Here is a 16,282-nt window from a genome sequence, read left to right on the forward strand (position 1 = left end):
GCGGCGCTTTCGCTTGCTTGCTATTGCCGCGCGAGCAGCGCCCACAGCGCGGCAAGCGCCGATGCCGGCGGTGTGCCGACCGATGGGCGGCCGCCCGTTTGCGGCGTCCATCGCACCTGGTCGCCTGCGATCTCGAGCACGGCAAGCAGGGCCGTGCCGCGGTAGAGCTCCAGGCGCGCTTCAACCGGCGCGGCCAGGTCGCTGCCGGGAACCGTCGCCGAACGCGCCACCGCATTCACCGATGCCGCCAGCCCTTCGACTTCGCCGCGCGCATGGCGCACGGTTTGTCCGGCGCGCACGTAGTTGAAGGACGTCCAGCCGTCCAGCGCCGAGAACGGCGACGTATCGCCCTGCGGGCTTGCGGTCCCGGCGGCAATAGCCGCGCGCGGAGCGGGTGCCTGGCGCAAGGCGCCGGAAGGCTCGGCATCGGTATTGCGCTGTGCGGACAGCGCGGGCGCACTGCCCGCCCGCTCGCGCTGCATCGTCGGCGGCGCGGCCGCGGCCATCGGTGCCGCTACGCCTCGATCTTCGGTGCGGGGGAATGCCCGCGGTTCGGCTGCGGATTGCTCCGCAATGGACGGTGGCGGAGTCGCCTTCGCAACTGCGGCGGCTGGCGGTGGGGAGGACGCAACGGCAGACTCCGGTGCGGGTGCGGGTGCGGGCACCGGCGCGGCGAGAACGGGCGCTGTCGGCGCCGCCGACGTCTTCCTGTCTCTTTCCTGCGCGGCCCCGGTCTCCTTGCCGGCGGGTGCCGGTGCAGGCCTGCGCAAGGCATCGCCCCTGCGCCTGGCCGACTCTTCATTTGCGGTGTCACGCGCAGGCTCAGTCGCTTGCGGGGCTGGCTGGACCGGCGCAGCGTCTTGTGTCGCCGGTGCTTGCGGCACCGGTGCGACAACCGCGGGACTGGGCGCCGAAGGTTGCACAGGCGCCGGTGCCGCGGCTCCGCCAACCTGCGCCTCTCCATCGAGCCGCGCATCGGGAATCGGTTCGCGGTACCAGAGCACGGTCACGAAGGTGGCCACGAGCACCGTCGCAAAGGCCGCATTCCACGGCATGCGGGAATGCGCTTCTCCGCCGCCGAACAGACGGCGCCACCACGGTGCGGCGCCCTCGCCGTCGGATGCCGGCTCCGGCTTGTAAACAGGCGCCAGGTTGTGCGCCATCTTCCTGATCGCATTCCGGGTGCGTGGATCGGGCATGGCGCTGCTGTCCGGCGCATGTTCCAAGGCGCGGCGCAACACGGGGTCCTGCAACGCGCCCTCGTCGCCGCTCTCGAAACCGCTACTTTTATTATTGCCGCCGCTGCTCATGCGCGCTGCTCCAGCACCGACAGATAGCGCTCCATGCAGCCACGCAGTTTTTGCAGCCCATAGCGAAGACGGCTGCGCACGGTTTCGAAACCGATTTCCAGGCTGGCCGCGAGCGCCTCGACCGTCAACCCGTCTTCATGGTGCAGCAGGAATGCGGCGCGTTGCTCGGGCGGCAGTTCGTCGAGGCAGGCCAGCAGTCGGCGGCCGGCGGCGCGCCAGAACGCGAGTTCCTCGGCCGAGGGATGCGCGGCGGCATCGACCGCGCCGCGCACGCCGCGGTCGAGCGTGGGCACGGCATCGTCGCCGTCGTCCGGATGGGGGCCGAGCGCCACTTCTCGGCCGCTCACGCGCAGCCGGTCCATGGCCAGGTTGTGCGCAATGGTGAAGGCCCATGTGCGCCAGGCGGCGCCTTGCGGCGAAAAACTGTCGCGCGCGGAAATGATGCGCACCCAGGTGTCCTGGAACACCTCGTCGGCCTGCGCCGCCAGCCGAGCGCCCAGCAGCCGCTTGACGAAGCGGAACAGCCCGCCCTCGTGGCGCGCGTAAAGCACGTCGAACGCCGCGCCGTCGCCGCGCGCATAGGCCAGCATCAGCTGATCGTCGGGCATGGCGTCGCGCTCGATGGCGGTTTTGGCGGAAGGGGCGCGGGGGAGCGCGGACATCGGAGGATTCTCACCCGGGCTTGTACGGGCGACGGGCGGCTTCGGGGTTGGTCCTTGCAAAAAAGACACCTCCTGAATCCGCCAAGCCTTGATCGAAGGCCCGCAGCCTGCGCTATAATCTTGGGCTCGGCACAAAACTGCGCCGAACGGCTCTTTAGCTCAGTCGGTTAGAGCGATGGAATCATAATCCACAGGTCCGCGGTTCGAATCCGTGAAGAGCCACCAAGATCATTAAAAGCCTTGCAAGTCAACGACTTGCAGGGCTTTTTTGTTTTCCGCGGCTCGCAAGATTGGCTCTTTTCGACGCCGTTTTTTCCACTGCCGGCGCCGGTGCCCGTTCAACGGGCAATGTGGTGCAAACCCGCACCAGTGCTTGCTCCGGCGACCCGGGTCCTCAGACAACCCACAGAGTTGTGCACAGAAAAGCGGGACAAGTCATCCGTTTGACTTGGTCGGAATGTAGCGCCGCCTGGCTCAGCCCGCCTTGCGGAAAGTGAGATTGATGCGCCGGCTGCCGAACAGCGCATGCGGCCGGTCTGCGAGCGGCAGCACGCCGTGGTAGCGCAGCCGGTCCGGCCCACCCCAGACGACGACATCGCCGTGTCCGAGCGGAATGCGCACAGCCTTGTCGCCGCGCGCAAGCCCGCCGAAAAGAAACGTGGCGGGCATGCCGAGCGACACCGAGACGATGGGCGCGCTGTAGTCGCGCTCGTCCTTGTCCTGGTGCAGCGACAGCCGCGTGCCGGGCTCGTAGCGGTTGACCAGGCAGGCATCCGGCGCGAAGCCTTCGTACCCCGCTTCGGCCGCGGCTGCTTGCGCCAGGCGCTCGAACACAGCGGGCATCGGTGGCCACGGCCGGCCGGTTTCAGGATCGAGTTCGCCGTAGCGGTAGCCGCGCCGATCCGAGATCCAGCCAAGGCGCCCACAGTTGGTCATTGCCACGGACATGGTGAGGCCGCCCGGCGTCACGAGGTGCCTGAACGCGGCGCGCTGTTCGACCTCGTTCAATGCCGGCAGAAGTTCGTCAACGAATGGAAGCGCGAAACCACGCAGCACGAATGCGCCGGGGCCGATGGCCTCTTTGCCGCGCGGCAGGTCGGCATCTGGAGCATCGGAAAAAAGATCGAGCGTCACTGCGCGATTTTCTCGCGCACCGGGCTGCCGGCCGCCGCCTCGGCCACCAAATGCCCCAGCGTCTGCATCGCCTTTTCGGCCTGCGCGTCCCAGGCATGTCCGTAGTTCAACCGAAGGCAATGCGCAAAGCCGCGCGTCGCCGAAAAGATCGGCCCGGGCGCGACGCTGATCCCAAGCTCCAGCGCCTGCCGATGAATGTCGAGCGCGTTCACATGCGCCGGCAACTCGACCCACATGAAATACCCGCCAAGCGGCCGCGTGGCGCGCGTGCCCGCCGGAAAGTAGTGGCCCACGGCTTGCGCAAAGCTCGCTTGCTGAAGAGCCAACGTCTGGCGCAGCTTGCGCAGGTGCTTGTCGAGGCCGCCCTTCTCCAGATAGCTGGCTAGCGCGAGCTGCGCAGGCACCGAGGTGCTGAGCGTGGTGGTCAGCTTCAGCCGCGCCACCGAGCGCGCAAAGCGCCCTGCCGACGCCCACCCGATGCGATAGCCCGGCGCCAGGCACTTCGAGAACGAAGAGCAATGCAGCACGAGGCCCTGCGTGTCGAAGGCCTTGGCCGGAGGCGGGCGCCGGTCGCCGAAATAAAGCTCGGCGTACACGTCGTCTTCGATCAGCGGCAGCGCGTGAAGTGCGAGCAGCTCCACCAAGGCCTTCTTCTTGGCATCGGGCATGAGGCTGCCGAGCGGGTTCTGGAAGGTGGTCATCAGCCAGCAAGCCTTGGGCCGGTGGGCCGCAATGGCGAGCTCCAGCGCGCCCAAGTCGATGCCTTCGCCGGGATGCGTCGGCACCTCGATGGCGCGCAGGCCCATGCGCTCCAGCGCCTGCAGGGCCGCATAGAAGGTGGGCGATTCGACGATCACCGAATCGCCGGGCCGGGTGACTGCCGCAAGGCACAGATTGAGCGCCTCCAGCGCGCCATTGGTGACGACGATTTCATCGGCCGGCACCTGCATGCCGTCGCCCAGGTAGCGCAATGCGACCTGCCGGCGCAGCGCCGCGCTGCCGGGCGTGAGGTCGTCCACCGTGCTCCACGGGTCGAGCGACTTGGCGCTGGCGGCCATGAACTGGCCCAGCCGCGCGAGCGGAAACAGCAGCGGGCTCGGAAACGCCGAGCCGAAAGGCACCACCTTGCGCGACATGCTGGCTTCGAGAATGTCGAACACGTGGCCGCTCACGTCGAGCGACTTCGGCCCCTCGGCCGGGCGCGAAGTGAGGTTGGCCTCGGGCGGCGCATCGCGCAGTCCTCCGGCCGCGACGTAGTAGCCCGAACGGTCGCGCGCGCGCACCAGCCCGCGCGCTTCCAGGAGGTAATAGGCCTGAAACACGGTGGACGCGCTCACGCCCCGGCTCTCGCCGGTCTGCCGCACCGAAGGCAGGCGGTCGCCGGTCTTCAGCGTGCCCTGGCGGATCGATGTCTCGATGTCGGCGGCAAGGGCTTCGTAGCGCTTCATCGCGGGGCTGCTTTCATCGGGGGGACTTTATCTGCACTGGTGATTTGATCCGGAACTGCATCTGTTTTTTTGCGTGCGGTTGCGGCACAGTCGGTGCATGGTCAATCTCATGCGCGCGGTACGCGCTGTTCTCTGGAGTTTCATCGGGCTGGGCGGCCGACGCGCCGATGCCGACCGGCGCACCGAGCAGGTCGGGGTGCTGCCGCTGATCGGCGTGGCACTGGTCACGGTGCTGCTGCTCATTGCGGGGCTGCTGGCGCTTGCGCACTTTGCGGCCGGCACGTGATGAAGGCCGTCCGCCACTTCTTCAGAGGCCTTGCAGGAATCGCATTGCTGTTGCTGCTCGGCGGCCACGGGGCTGCCATGGCGGCAGGCGGCATCGAGCAGCGCGTGGCCGCCTGCATTGCCTGCCACGGACGCGAAGGCGCCACAACCAATGCCGGCTACTTTCCGCGCCTTTCGGGCAAACCCGCCGGATACCTGTTCAACCAGTTGCGGAGCTTTCGCGACGGCCGGCGCTTCAATGCCGACATGACCTACATGGTGCAGCACCTCTCCGATGCGTACCTGATGGAAATGGCTGAATACTTTGCGGGCCTGGACCTGCCCTACCCGTCCGTTTCGACCGCGAGCGATGCAACGCCCGCGCAACTCGCGCGCGGCCGGCAGCTGGCGCTGGAAGGCGATGCGGCCCGCCGCATTCCGGCCTGCGTGCAATGCCACGGCGCAGCGCTCACCGGCGTGCAGCCGGCCATCCCCGGGCTGCTTGGGCTGCCGCGCCTGTACGTATCGTCGCAGCTCGGCGCCTGGCTCACCAGCGAACGGCATGCGCTCGCGCCCGACTGCATGGCCGAGATCGGCCGCCGCATGACCACCGCCGACATCAACGCCGTGGCCAGCTGGCTCGCGGTGCAGCCCATGCCGGCCGACCCGAAGCCCGTGTCATCTTTGCCCGCACCGCTGCCGATCGCCTGCGGCGGCATGCCGAAGTGAGACGGCCATGAAGAAGATGCGATACCTCGGCTGGACATTGCTCGTTCTGGTGCTGCTGCTCGGCGGCGCGGCCGGCGGCATCGTGGCGCTGAACCTGCGCGGCGAAGACCCGCTGCCGGAGCAGGCCGAGGCCTTCAACGCCACGCCCCAGCAGGTCGAGCGCGGGCGCTATCTTGCGCTGGCCGGCAACTGCGCCGGCTGCCACACCACGCGGGGCGGCCAGCCCTATGCGGGCGGCCTGCCGATCGAAACGCCCTTCGGCACCGTGTACTCGAGCAACCTGACGCCCGACGAAAAGTCCGGCATCGGCAGCTGGAGCAGCGCGCACTTCTGGCGCGCCATGCACAATGGCCGCAGCAAGGACGGCCGGCTGCTGTATCCCGCGTTCCCGTACCCCAACTTCACCCAGGTCACGCGTGAAGATTCGGACGCCATCTACGCCTACCTGCGCAGCGTGCCGCCCGCGCCGGCGCCCAACCTGACGCACCGGCTGCGCTTCCCCTACGACACGCAAGCCGCGCTGGCGGTGTGGCGGGCCCTTTCCTTCAAGCCCGAGGGCTTCGTCGCGAACTCAAGCAAGCCTGCCGAATGGAACCGCGGCGCGTACCTGGTCGGCGGGCTGGGCCACTGCATCGCCTGCCATGGCCCCCGCGATTCACTCGGCGCCACGCAAACCAAGCTCGGCCTTTCGGGCGGCTTGATCGCGGTCGAGAACTGGTACGCGCCCTCGCTTGCCGATCCGCACGAGGCGGGCGTGGCCGACTGGCCCACGGCCGAAGTGGTCGCGCTGCTCAAGAGCGGCATCGCGCCGCGCGGCTCCGTCATGGGGCCGATGGCCGATGTGGTGTTTCGCAGCACGCAGTACCTGAGCGAGGCCGACCTGGCCGCGATGGCGAGCTACCTGAAAGACCTGCCCCGCGCGCCGGCTGCAACTGCCGCCCCCGCGCAACCTGCCGCCGTCCTGCGCCGAGACGCCGGCACGATGGCGCGAGGCGCAAAGATCTACGACCAGCGCTGCGCCTATTGCCATGGCGACCAGGGCCAGGGAGTGCCGGGGGCGTTTCCGCCGCTGGCAGGGAACCGCGCCGTGAACATGGCACAGACGGCGAACCTGATCCAGGTGATCGCGCACGGTGGCTACCTGCCCGCCACCGAAGGCAATCCGCGCCCCTACGGCATGCCGCCGTTCGGCCACCTGCTGGACGCGGGCGACGTGGCCGCGGTGCTCACCTTCGTTCGCGGTTCGTGGGGCAACGACAGCCCGCCTGTGACACAGCTCGACACGATGCGGCGCTGAGTTGGCGGCATAGGCGCCTTGGAGACGGTCGGCGTCGCGGTCGTGCGTCTCCATTTTTGAGTTCTTTTGTTTTCATCCGGGATTGCCCGAGGCGCCACATCGCTCATTAACTGTTCCAATTCGTTACGGGAGTTGTTCCAGGCGCCCCAGAACGCGCGACTCGAAGGAGAGCAACCTTGAGCCTTGTCGCTACGAATTTCTCGCACGCCAGCGTCGAGCGGCTGTGCGACTACGAACTGCCAGACCCGCTGGCACAAGCCGCCCCAACGGCCAACCCGCTGCCGGAACCCACGGGTGCAGAAAATCTTGCGCTCGCCTGGTGGCTTTGGGCCGACGAAGTTGGCAAGTCCATGCTGCGGCACTACGACAGCTGGCGCGAACAGCACCTCGGTCAGTCGCCACAACATCGGCCAAGAGCCGACCAGTAGCCGCCGAGCCGCCCCTCGTCAGGCTGCGACAGGCTCGCGCTGCGCGCCGGCCTTCGCGGGCACAGGCATGTGCTGCGCCCAGTCGATGATCTCCAGCGTGCCGTCGGCATGCTCGGCCAGGGCCGTGAGGCTTTCGACCCAATCGCCGTCGTTGCAATAGAGGATGCCGTCGATGTCGCGCATTTCGGCGTGGTGGATGTGGCCGCAGACCACGCCCTGCACGCCGCGCTTGCGGGCTTCGCGCGCCACGGCGTTCTCGAAGTCGCCCACGTAGCTCACGGCACGTTTGACCTTGCCCTTGAGGTACTTCGAAAGCGACCAGTACGGCAGCCCCATGCGCGCGCGCAGCGAGTTGAGGTGCCGGTTGAGCTTGAGCGTGAATTCGTAGAGCGAATCGCCCACGTGCGCGAGCCACTTGGCGCACTGGATCACGCCGTCGAACAGGTCGCCGTGAATGATCCAGAGCTTGCGGCCATCGGCGGTCTCATGGATCCATTCCTCGGCCACGTCGATGCCGCCGAAGTTGTGGTGCAGGTACTTGCGCGCGAACTCGTCGTGGTTGCCCGGAATGAAGATCACGCGGGTGCCCTTGCGCGCCTTGCGCAGCAGCTTCTGGATCACGTCGTTGTGCGCCTGCGGCCAGTACCAGTGGCGCTTGAGCTGCCAGCCGTCGATGATGTCGCCGACCAGGAACAGGGTTTCGCACTCCGTGTGCTTCAAAAAATCGAGCAGCGCGCGGGCCTGGCAGCCGGGCGTGCCCAGGTGCAAATCGGAGATCCAGAGGGTGCGATAGCGCAGCGGCGGGCGCGCAAGATCGTCGTCCTCCGGCTCGGGGGCCCGGGTCGCGGTGTCGCGCCATGCGCGGAGGAAAGCATCGTCGCGTTGCATGGACGGGTAGGCTCCCACCACGGCGTGACGCCGCGATGGCGTTCCCGTGACATTCCGGTGACGCGTGGCCAGGAGACCACGCCCTGCAGTCAACTCAGGATGCGCAGCGCTGGATTTCCACCGTCGAGTGGCGGATTTCCTCGTGCATCGAGAAGCAGGCGCGCACCTCGTCGGCCGAGAGCGTGGGCGAATGCGTCACCACCGTGAGCGCACACGCGTAAGCCTCGCGACCAACGCGCCACACATGCAGGTCGACCACGCGCGTTTCCGAATCGGCCAGCATGGTCTCCACGCCTTCGCGGATTTCGGCCGTGACGGGATGGTCCATTTCACGGTCGAGCAGCACGCGGCCAGTTTCCTTGAGCAGCCCCTTGGCCCAGACCGACACCAGCACCGCGCCGACGATGCCCATCATCGGGTCGAGCCAGGCCCAGCCGAAGAACCAGCCGCCCAGCAGCGCCGCAATGGCGAGCACCGAGGTGGCGGCGTCGGCCACCACGTGCAGGTAGGCGGAGCGCAGGTTCAGGTCATGGCCGTGAGAGCCGTGTGCATGGCCATGATCGTCGTGATGCGCATGTCCGTGGCCATGGTCGTGCCCAGGCCCGTGGTGGTGCGCCGACCCGAGCAGCCGCGCGCAGACTAGGTTGACCACCAGCCCCAGCACGGCCACCGCCACGGCTTCGCGGTAGTGGATGGCCGAGGGCGAGAGAAGCCGTTCGATGGAGCCCACCACCATCAGCACCGCAACGCCGAGCAGCATCAGCGCACTCGCAAAGCCGCCCAGCACTTCAATCTTCCAGGTGCCGAACGCAAAGCGCGGATCGTGCGCGTAGCGCCGTGCCGCCGCATAGGCAAAGGCGCTCAGGCCGATGGCCAGCGCATGAGAACTCATGTGCCAGCCGTCGGCCAGCAGCGCCATGGAGTTGAACCACCAGCCGGCGCCGATTTCGATCACCATCGCGGCGACGGTGATCCACATCACGAGGCGGGTGCTGCGCTCGGCCGATTCGTTGCCTGCGCCAAACTGGTGATCGTGCTGCCAGGCACTCAGGTCATGGGTATGCATGGTTCGTCAGATTCCGAAGAGGTCTTGTCCGTCGGAGCGGCTCGAAGGCGGCGTCACGCCCAGGTGGCGGTAGGCGGCCAGCGTGGCGATGCGCCCGCGCGGAGTGCGCTGGAGGTAGCCCTGTTGAATGAGATAGGGCTCGATCACGTCCTCGATGGTGTCCCGCTCCTCGCCGATGCTGGCCGCCACGTTGTCCAGGCCCACCGGGCCGCCGTCGAAGCGGTGGATCACGGCCTCGAGCAGCTTACGGTCCATCAGGTCGAAGCCCTGCGGATCGACGTCGAGCATGGCGAGGGCCTTGTGCGCAATCTCTTCGGTGATGCGGCCGTTGCCCTTCACCTCGGCGTAGTCGCGCACGCGGCGCAGCAGGCGGTTGGCGATGCGGGGCGTGCCGCGCGAGCGGCGCGCAATCTCGAAGCCGCCGGTTTCGTCCGTTTCCACCTTGAGCAACCCGGCGCTGCGCCGCACGATGAGTGCCAGTTCCTCGGGCGTGTAGAACTCCAGCCGCGCCACGATGCCGAAGCGGTCGCGCAGCGGGTTGGTGAGCATGCCGGCACGCGTGGTGGCGCCCACCAGCGTGAAAGGCTGCAGGTCGAGCTTGATGCTGCGCGCCGCGGGGCCTTCGCCGATCATGATGTCGATCTGGTAGTCCTCCAGCGCCGGATAGAGAATTTCCTCGACCACCGGGCTCAGGCGGTGGATCTCGTCGATGAAGAGCACATCGTTGGGCTCCAGGTTGGTCAGCAGCGCCGCCAGGTCCTTGGGCTTCTCGAGTACGGGGCCGGAGGTCTGGCGCAGGTTCACGCCCAGTTCGGCCGCGATGATGTGCGACAGCGTGGTCTTGCCGAGGCCGGGCGGGCCGAACAGCAGCACGTGGTCGAGCGCTTCCTTGCGCTTGCGCGCGGCGCCGATGAAGATTTCGAGCTGCTCGCGTACCTTGGCCTGGCCGACGTATTCGTCGAGCAGCTTGGGGCGCAATGCCCGCTCGATCGCCTCTTCCTGGGGCGACGCGGGGGCGGCGGACACCACGCGTGGGGGAGCGGGCGCGAAGTCGTCGGTCTGAATGGTCATTTGAGGGGTCTTCGGCTTGAGTTTAGTGCCTGCCACACTGGCAAAATGCTCCGGCCATATAACAAACGAGGGGAAGCCAAGGGTGTCGATCTACGAACTGAAGCCTCGGTTCCAGGCGCTGCTGCGGCCGCTCGTCGTCCGGCTGCACGCCATGGGCATCACCGCCAACCAGGTCACCTTGGCCGCATGCGTGGTTTCGGTCGCCCTCGGGCTCTGGCTTTTCTTCGCGGCGCCGTCCCTCGCGGCCTTCGCACTCATTCCGGCATGGATGTTCGTGCGCATGGCGTTCAACGCCATCGACGGCATGCTGGCGCGCGAGCACGGGCAGCAGAGCAAGCTGGGTGCTTTTCTCAACGAATTGACCGACGTGGTCTCCGACGCCGCGTTGTACCTGCCGTTTGCGCTGGTGCAGCCGTTCAGCCCGTTCTGGATCGGCACGGTGATCATGCTCGCGGGCCTGAGCGAGTTTGCCGGCGCACTCGGCTCCACGGTTGGCGCCTCACGCCGCTACGACGGGCCGCTCGGCAAGAGCGACCGCGCCTTCGTGTTCGGCGCGCTCGGCCTTTATGTGGCGCTGGGCTGGCCCCTGCCGGGCTGGACCGCCTGGCTGATGCCGCTGCTCGCTGCGCTGGTCGCTTGGACGGTGGCCAACCGCGTGCGGCGCGCGCTGGCCGAAGCCGCATGAACCCATGCACAACAAACAAAAGAACAGCGATCTGGATTCAATGACCGATACCGATACCGATACCAACACCAACCAACGCATGGCGCAAGAGCGCCAGTTCCGCACGCACGACGGCGAATCGCTCTTCTACCGGCACTGGCCGGCCACGGGTGCGGCGCGCCGCGGCGCGATCGTGCTGTTTCATCGCGGGCACGAGCACGGCGCGCGCATGGCGCACCTCGTTGACGAACTCAACCTGCCCGATTTCGACTTTTTTGCCTGGGACGCTCGCGGCCACGGCCGCTCGCCGGGCCAGCGCGGCTACAGCCCGAGCTTTGCCACCTCGGTGCGCGACGTGCAGACCTTCGTGCAGCACATCGGCAGCGCACACGGCGTGGCCGAGCAGGACATCCACGTGATTGCGCAGAGCGTGGGGGCCGTACTGGTCTCCACCTGGGCGCACGACTACGCCCCCAAGGTGCGCGGGCTCACGCTGGCGTCGCCGGCTTTCAAGGTCAAGCTCTACGTGCCTTTTGCGCGCGCCGGGCTGGGCCTGATGCACAAGCTGCGCGGCCTGTTCTTCGTCAACAGCTACGTGAAGGCGAAGTTCCTCACGCACGACCCGGAGCGCATTGCCAGCTACGAGAGCGACCCTCTGATCTCGCGGCCCATTGCGGTGAACATCCTGCTGGGGCTCTACGAAGCCGCCGACCGCGTGGTGGCCGATGCCAATGCCATCACGCAGCCGGTTCAGCTGCTGATCTCGGGCGCCGACTGGGTGGTGCACCACAAGCCGCAGCACCAGTTCTTCGAGCGGCTGGGCAGCGCCATCAAGACCAAGCTGGAACTGCCGGGCTTCTTCCACGACACGCTGGGCGAGAAAGACCGCGCACCGGCGGTGCAGGCCATCCGCGAGTTCGTCCTTCAGCTGTTCGAGGAGCCGCCGGCACCGGTCGACCTGCGCGCGGCGCACCTGAGCGGCAACACCGCCGACGAGTCGCGCGCGCTGACCGAGCCGCTGGCGCCGCTGTCTCCGCGCGGCGCCTACTGGGGGCTGACACGCGCCGGACTGCGTTTTGGCGGCACCCTTTCGCGCGGCGTGAAGCTGGGGCACGACACCGGCTTCGATTCGGGCAGCACGCTCGACTACGTCTACCGCAATCATCCGGAAGGCAAGGGGCCGCTCGGCCGCTCCATCGACAAGACCTACCTGAACTCGATCGGCTGGCGCGGCATCCGGCAGCGCAAGATCCATGTCGAGGAGCTGATCCGCATCGCGATGGAACGCCTGGCCGAAATGCACCGCGAGGTGCGCGTGATGGACATTGCGGCCGGCCACGGCCGCTACGTGCTCGACGCAGTGACCGCAAGCCCCGTCAAGGCCAGTTCGATCCTGCTGCGCGACTACAGCGACATCAACGTGCGCGACGGGCGCGCGCTCATCGCCGAGAAGGGCCTTGAAGACGTCGCACAGTTCGTTCAGGCCGATGCCTTCGACCGCATCAGCCTGGCCACCGTAACGCCGCGCCCCACGCTGGCCGTGGTGTCGGGCCTGTACGAACTCTTTCCCGACAATGAAATGGTGCGCCGCTCTCTCGCGGGCGTGGGCGATGCGGTGGAAGACCGCGGCTACCTGGTCTACACCGGACAGCCCTGGCACCCGCAACTCGAGATGATTGCGCGCGCGCTCACCAGCCATCGCCAGGGCGAAGCCTGGGTGATGCGCCGCCGCACGCAGGCCGAGATGGACCAGCTGGTCGAAGAAGCGGGCTTCCGCAAGATCGACCAGCGCATCGACGAGTGGGGCATCTTTACTGTCTCGCTCGCGGTGAGGGTGGCGTGACCTCCGGGCTTGACGCGAAATGAAGCACTGGCTGGCACAGCGACCGTGGAAGCGGGCTGCCGCATGGCTGGTGTTTCTGGGGCCGCTGTTCTATACGACCTACGGCCTTGCCAACTGGTGGGCCACCACGCGCGCGCAGGTGCCTTCGATGGCCTTCGAGTGGGAGCGGCAGGTGCCGTTCTGGGCCTGGACGATTTTTCCGTACTGGACGATCAACGTCTTCTATGCGCTTTCGCTCTTTCTCGCGCGCAGCAAGCACACGCTCGACCGGCATGCGCTGCGGCTGGTGAGCGCCACGCTCATCGCCTGCACGTGCTTCGTCGTCTGGCCGCTGCATTTCAGCTTTGGGCAGCCGGCAGTCGAAGGCGCGCCGGCCTTTCTGTTCAATGCGCTGCGCGGCTTCGACCAGCCCTATAACCAGGCGCCTTCCCTGCACATCGCGCTGGCGGTGATCCTGTGGGACTGGTACCGGCAGTTTTTGCGTGCAATGTGGGCAAGGCTGGTGCTGCATGTGTGGACGTTCGCAATCTGCGCGTCGGTGCTCACCACCTGGCAGCACCACTTCATCGACATTCCGACGGGTGCGCTGCTCGGAATCTTCTGCGTCTGGCTGTGGCCGCCGGAGCGGACGGTGTCGATGCCGCGTGCCTGGCAGCGCACGCGCGATGCACAGCGCTGGAAGCTCGCGGGCTTCTATGCCGCCGGCGCGGCGTTGTTTCTTGCTGCCGCGTTGTATGGCGGCGGCACGTGGCTGTGGCTCGCCTGGCCCGCGGTTTCGCTGGCGCTGGTGGCACTCAATTACATCGGCTTCGGCGCCCGAGGCTTCCAGATGAACGGTAGTGGCCGCATGGGCTGGGCCGCGCGCTGGCTGTTCGCGCCCTATCGCCTCGGCGCCACAGTCAACGCATGGCTCTGGACGCGCAAGCTGCCGGCTTCGGTCGAAGTGGTGCCGGGCCTGCGCCTCGGGCGCCTGCCGACGAAGGCCGAATGGATTGACGCCGGGCGGCCGCGGCTTGTGAGCCTGTGCGCCGAGCTGCAGGCGCCGGCCGGCGTTCCGCATGCGCGTTGCGTGCCGATACTCGATTTGACCGTGCCGCCGACCGTGCGGCTGCAACGCGCCGCCGCGGTGATCGAAGGGCAGCGCCTCCATGCCGAAGGCGCTCCCGTGTGGGTCTGCTGTGCGTTGGGCTTCTCGCGCAGCGCCGCCGCGGCCATTGCATGGCTGGGGCGCTACGGCGCATCGGGCGGCCTGGCGCAGGCGGAAGACGCTGTGCGCCTTGCGCGCCCGCAGATCGTTCTGCGCGCTGCCTGGCGGGCCTCGCTCGAACCGCTCGGTGCCGCTGCACCTGGAGTGCCGCCCCATGACTGAGAACGAGCGCGCCATCTGCGCCGCGCTTGCCGGGTTGCTGCGCGCCGCGGCGGTGCTGGCGGCCTGGGGCTTCGCACTCATGTGCATCGCGGCGCTGGTGCTCGCGCTCACCATGCGCTCGCTCTCGACCACGGCCGCCATGGGCTTTGGCGCAGTCGTGGTGCTGGGCACGCTCGAGCGCTATTTCGCATTCAGGCTGCGGCTCGACCAGGCGCTGTTCGCCGATCTCGCGCGCGGCGACATCGCATCGCTCGGTGCGCTCGACGGCGCGCTCGACCGGCTCGGCCTGCGCAGCGCACAACCGCCCGCGACCCTTCGGCCGCTCGAAGACCGAGTGCAGGGCACCCGGCAGCTCCTGCAGCGCCACGCCATCGTGGTTGCCTGCCAGAGCGCCATGTTTCTCCTTGCCTTGATGACACAGGACCTGTCGTGACCGAAGAAGACAACAACAACGAAAAAAACCGCAGGCCTGAAAGCACGGTGCTGCGCCGCGCGCTTGCCGTCGTCGCCGGCAAGCTGATCATCGGCGCGGCAGGGTTGCTGACTGGCGTGCGCGCCATCTGGAGCGGCACCACGCCCAAGGCCGAGCAGACGCTGTACTTCGCCAACCACACGAGCCACGGCGATTTCGTGCTGCTGTGGGCCACGCTGCCGCCCGACCTTCGCGCGCTGACGCGGCCGGTGGCGGGCCAGGACTACTGGATGGCGTCGAAGGTGCGCCAGTTCATCGGCGCGGATGTGTTCAACGCGCTGATGATCCGGCGCGACGGCTCGGGCCAGGGCGGCAACCCGGTCGACCAGATGAAGGAAGCGCTCGAAGGTGGCGACTCGCTCATCATGTTTCCCGAGGGCACGCGCAACACCGGCGACGAGATCCTGCTGCCGCTCAAGAGCGGCCTCTATCACCTGGCGCGCGCCTGCCCCACCGTGCGGCTGGTGCCGGTGTGGATCGAGAACCTGAAGCGCGTGCTGCCCAAGGGCACGCTGGTGCCGATTCCGCTCGCCTGCACGGTTCGCTTCGGCGCGCCCATCCAGCTGGACGAGGGCGAAGACAAGACCAGCTTTCTCGCCCGCGCGCGTGCCGCCATGCTCGACCTGCGCCCCGAATACGACCGCGTGCCCGAACAAGAAAAAGCAGCAGCAACCACGCCATGAACATCTCGCCTTTCACACAGACCACGCTGCAATTGTTCGGAGGCGTGGCCGGCGTGCTGATCCTTGCATCGGCCATCGGCGCAGCGCTCAAGTGGCGCGTGGCGCAAGGCCAGCCCCATTCGGTCATCGACAACCTCAACGCGCGCGTCAATGCGTGGTGGGTGATGGTGGCGGTGATCGGCCTTGCCTTCGCCTTCGGCAAGGGCGGCGTGATCGTGCTGTTCTATCTGATCTCTTTCTACGCGCTGCGCGAGTTCATCAGCCTGGCCTACACGCGGCGCGGCGACCATCATGCAATTGCCGCGGCGTTCTACATCGGGCTGCCGGTGCAGTACTTCCTGGTGTGGATCGAGTGGTACGGGCTCTATTCGATCTTCATTCCGGTCTACGCCTTTCTTGTGCTGCCGATTCTTGCGGCCGTGGGCGGCGACACGCAGCGCTTTCTGGAGCGCACCTCCAAGATCCAGTGGGGCCTGATGATCTGCGTGTTCTGCATCAGCCACGTGCCCGCGCTGCTTACGCTGCAGATTCCCGGCTTCGAAGGCCGCAACCTGCTGCTGATCGCTTTTCTGGTGATCGTGGTGCAGGGCAGCGACGTGCTGCAGTACGTCTGGGGCAAGCTCTTCGGCAAGCGCAAGGTGGCGCCCGAACTCTCGCCATCAAAGACGTGGGAAGGCCTGGTCGGCGGCGTCGCCAGCGCCACCGCACTGGGGGCGGCGCTCTATTGGGCGACGCCGTTCAACCCCTGGCAGGCGGCGCTGATGGCGCTCACCATCTGCCTCATGGGCTTTTTCGGCGGACTGGTGATGTCCGCCATCAAGCGAGACCGCGGCGTGAAAGACTGGGGTTCGATGATCGAAGGCCACGGCGGCATGCTCGACCGGCTCGACTCGGTGATCTTCGCGGCGCCGATCTACTTTCACGCCTTGCGCTACTGGTGGGTGCCGTGAGCAC

17 protein-coding genes and 1 tRNA gene are annotated in these 16,282 nt (G+C 67.4%); 11 read left to right on the forward strand and 7 right to left on the reverse strand.

Annotated features, from left to right (window positions below):
* Positions 1–20: 20 nt before the first annotated feature.
* Both V9L20_RS13505 and V9L20_RS13510 read right to left on the reverse strand, forming a co-directional pair.
* Positions 21–1,310 (reverse strand): hypothetical protein, encoded by a 1,290-nt coding sequence (locus tag V9L20_RS13505; RefSeq protein WP_337296979.1) that lies wholly within the window; start codon positions 1,308–1,310, stop codon positions 21–23.
* Positions 1,307–1,972 (reverse strand): sigma-70 family RNA polymerase sigma factor, encoded by a 666-nt coding sequence (locus V9L20_RS13510; protein ID WP_337296980.1) that lies wholly within the window; start codon positions 1,970–1,972, stop codon positions 1,307–1,309. The genes V9L20_RS13505 and V9L20_RS13510 overlap by 4 nt, the downstream gene beginning before the upstream one ends.
* A gap of 148 nt (positions 1,973–2,120) precedes the next feature.
* On the opposite strand from V9L20_RS13510, the gene V9L20_RS13515 reads away from it, so the two are divergent.
* Positions 2,121–2,197: transfer RNA gene (locus V9L20_RS13515), tRNA-Met, on the forward strand.
* A 249-nt stretch (positions 2,198–2,446) separates the two neighbouring features.
* Here the strand turns inward: V9L20_RS13515 and alkB are convergent.
* Both alkB and V9L20_RS13525 read right to left on the reverse strand, forming a co-directional pair.
* Positions 2,447–3,106 (reverse strand): DNA oxidative demethylase AlkB, encoded by a 660-nt coding sequence (gene alkB, locus V9L20_RS13520; protein ID WP_337296981.1) that lies wholly within the window; start codon positions 3,104–3,106, stop codon positions 2,447–2,449.
* Positions 3,103–4,554 carry an aminotransferase-like domain-containing protein gene (locus V9L20_RS13525; RefSeq protein ID WP_337296982.1) on the reverse strand — a complete coding sequence of 484 codons (1,452 nt, stop codon included), beginning with the start codon at positions 4,552–4,554 and terminating at the stop codon, positions 3,103–3,105. Before V9L20_RS13525 ends, alkB begins: the two co-directional genes overlap by 4 nt.
* Before the next feature lie 97 nt (positions 4,555–4,651).
* Here V9L20_RS13525 and V9L20_RS13530 point away from each other — a divergent pair, with 97 nt between their 5' ends.
* The 4 genes from V9L20_RS13530 to V9L20_RS13545 all read left to right on the forward strand — a co-directional run bounded on the left by V9L20_RS13530 (position 4,652) and on the right by V9L20_RS13545 (position 7,272).
* The gene (locus V9L20_RS13530; protein ID WP_258502426.1) at positions 4,652–4,840 is read left to right on the forward strand and encodes a DUF2970 domain-containing protein; all 189 of its coding nucleotides are present in this window, start codon (positions 4,652–4,654) and stop codon (positions 4,838–4,840) included.
* Complete coding sequence (locus tag V9L20_RS13535) at positions 4,840–5,547, forward strand: c-type cytochrome (protein WP_443098576.1); 708 nt, start codon at positions 4,840–4,842, stop codon at positions 5,545–5,547. The genes V9L20_RS13530 and V9L20_RS13535 overlap by 1 nt, the downstream gene beginning before the upstream one ends.
* Before the next feature lie 16 nt (positions 5,548–5,563).
* On the forward strand, positions 5,564–6,844 hold the full coding sequence (locus tag V9L20_RS13540) for a c-type cytochrome (RefSeq protein WP_337297046.1): 1,281 nt from the start codon (positions 5,564–5,566) through the stop codon (positions 6,842–6,844).
* A 176-nt stretch (positions 6,845–7,020) separates the two neighbouring features.
* On the forward strand, positions 7,021–7,272 hold the full coding sequence (locus V9L20_RS13545) for a hypothetical protein (RefSeq protein WP_337296983.1): 252 nt from the start codon (positions 7,021–7,023) through the stop codon (positions 7,270–7,272).
* 18 nt (positions 7,273–7,290) lie between these two features.
* Here V9L20_RS13545 and V9L20_RS13550 read toward each other — a convergent pair whose 3' ends face one another.
* From V9L20_RS13550 to ruvB, 3 genes are all read right to left on the reverse strand, one after another.
* The gene (locus V9L20_RS13550; RefSeq protein ID WP_126749414.1) at positions 7,291–8,160 is read right to left on the reverse strand and encodes a UDP-2,3-diacylglucosamine diphosphatase; all 870 of its coding nucleotides are present in this window, start codon (positions 8,158–8,160) and stop codon (positions 7,291–7,293) included.
* 94 nt (positions 8,161–8,254) lie between these two features.
* Positions 8,255–9,226, reverse strand: coding sequence for a CDF family Co(II)/Ni(II) efflux transporter DmeF (dmeF, locus tag V9L20_RS13555; protein ID WP_337296984.1), 972 nt, complete (start codon positions 9,224–9,226; stop codon positions 8,255–8,257).
* A gap of 6 nt (positions 9,227–9,232) precedes the next feature.
* Positions 9,233–10,297, reverse strand: a complete 1,065-nt coding sequence (gene ruvB / locus V9L20_RS13560; RefSeq protein WP_258502432.1) for a Holliday junction branch migration DNA helicase RuvB — start codon at positions 10,295–10,297, stop codon at positions 9,233–9,235.
* Positions 10,298–10,379: 82 nt separating this feature from the next.
* Between ruvB and V9L20_RS13565 the strand changes: the two genes are divergently transcribed.
* Genes V9L20_RS13565 through V9L20_RS13590 form a run of 6 tightly spaced genes read left to right on the forward strand, consistent with a single transcriptional unit; the run spans position 10,380 to position 16,278 of the window.
* Complete coding sequence (locus tag V9L20_RS13565; RefSeq protein ID WP_337296985.1) at positions 10,380–10,982, forward strand: CDP-alcohol phosphatidyltransferase family protein; 603 nt, start codon at positions 10,380–10,382, stop codon at positions 10,980–10,982.
* 40 nt (positions 10,983–11,022) lie between these two features.
* A complete protein-coding gene (locus tag V9L20_RS13570; RefSeq protein WP_337296986.1) occupies positions 11,023–12,804 on the forward strand; it encodes a bifunctional alpha/beta hydrolase/class I SAM-dependent methyltransferase in 1,782 nt (593 codons plus the stop codon).
* Between the two features lie 19 nt (positions 12,805–12,823).
* Positions 12,824–14,173 carry a phosphatase PAP2/dual specificity phosphatase family protein gene (locus tag V9L20_RS13575; RefSeq protein WP_337296987.1) on the forward strand — a complete coding sequence of 450 codons (1,350 nt, stop codon included), beginning with the start codon at positions 12,824–12,826 and terminating at the stop codon, positions 14,171–14,173.
* Positions 14,166–14,606 carry a hypothetical protein gene (locus V9L20_RS13580; RefSeq protein ID WP_337296988.1) on the forward strand — a complete coding sequence of 147 codons (441 nt, stop codon included), beginning with the start codon at positions 14,166–14,168 and terminating at the stop codon, positions 14,604–14,606. The genes V9L20_RS13575 and V9L20_RS13580 overlap by 8 nt, the downstream gene beginning before the upstream one ends.
* Positions 14,603–15,328: a lysophospholipid acyltransferase family protein gene (locus V9L20_RS13585; protein ID WP_337296989.1), complete on the forward strand. Its 726-nt coding sequence runs from the start codon at positions 14,603–14,605 to the stop codon at positions 15,326–15,328. The genes V9L20_RS13580 and V9L20_RS13585 overlap by 4 nt, the downstream gene beginning before the upstream one ends.
* Positions 15,325–16,278, forward strand: coding sequence for a phosphatidate cytidylyltransferase (locus V9L20_RS13590; RefSeq protein WP_337296990.1), 954 nt, complete (start codon positions 15,325–15,327; stop codon positions 16,276–16,278). The genes V9L20_RS13585 and V9L20_RS13590 overlap by 4 nt, the downstream gene beginning before the upstream one ends.
* The last annotated feature ends 4 nt before the right edge of the window (positions 16,279–16,282 follow it).

Source organism: Variovorax sp. CCNWLW225 (genome assembly GCF_037204045.1).
Taxonomy (GTDB): Bacteria; Pseudomonadota; Gammaproteobacteria; order Burkholderiales; family Burkholderiaceae_C; genus Variovorax.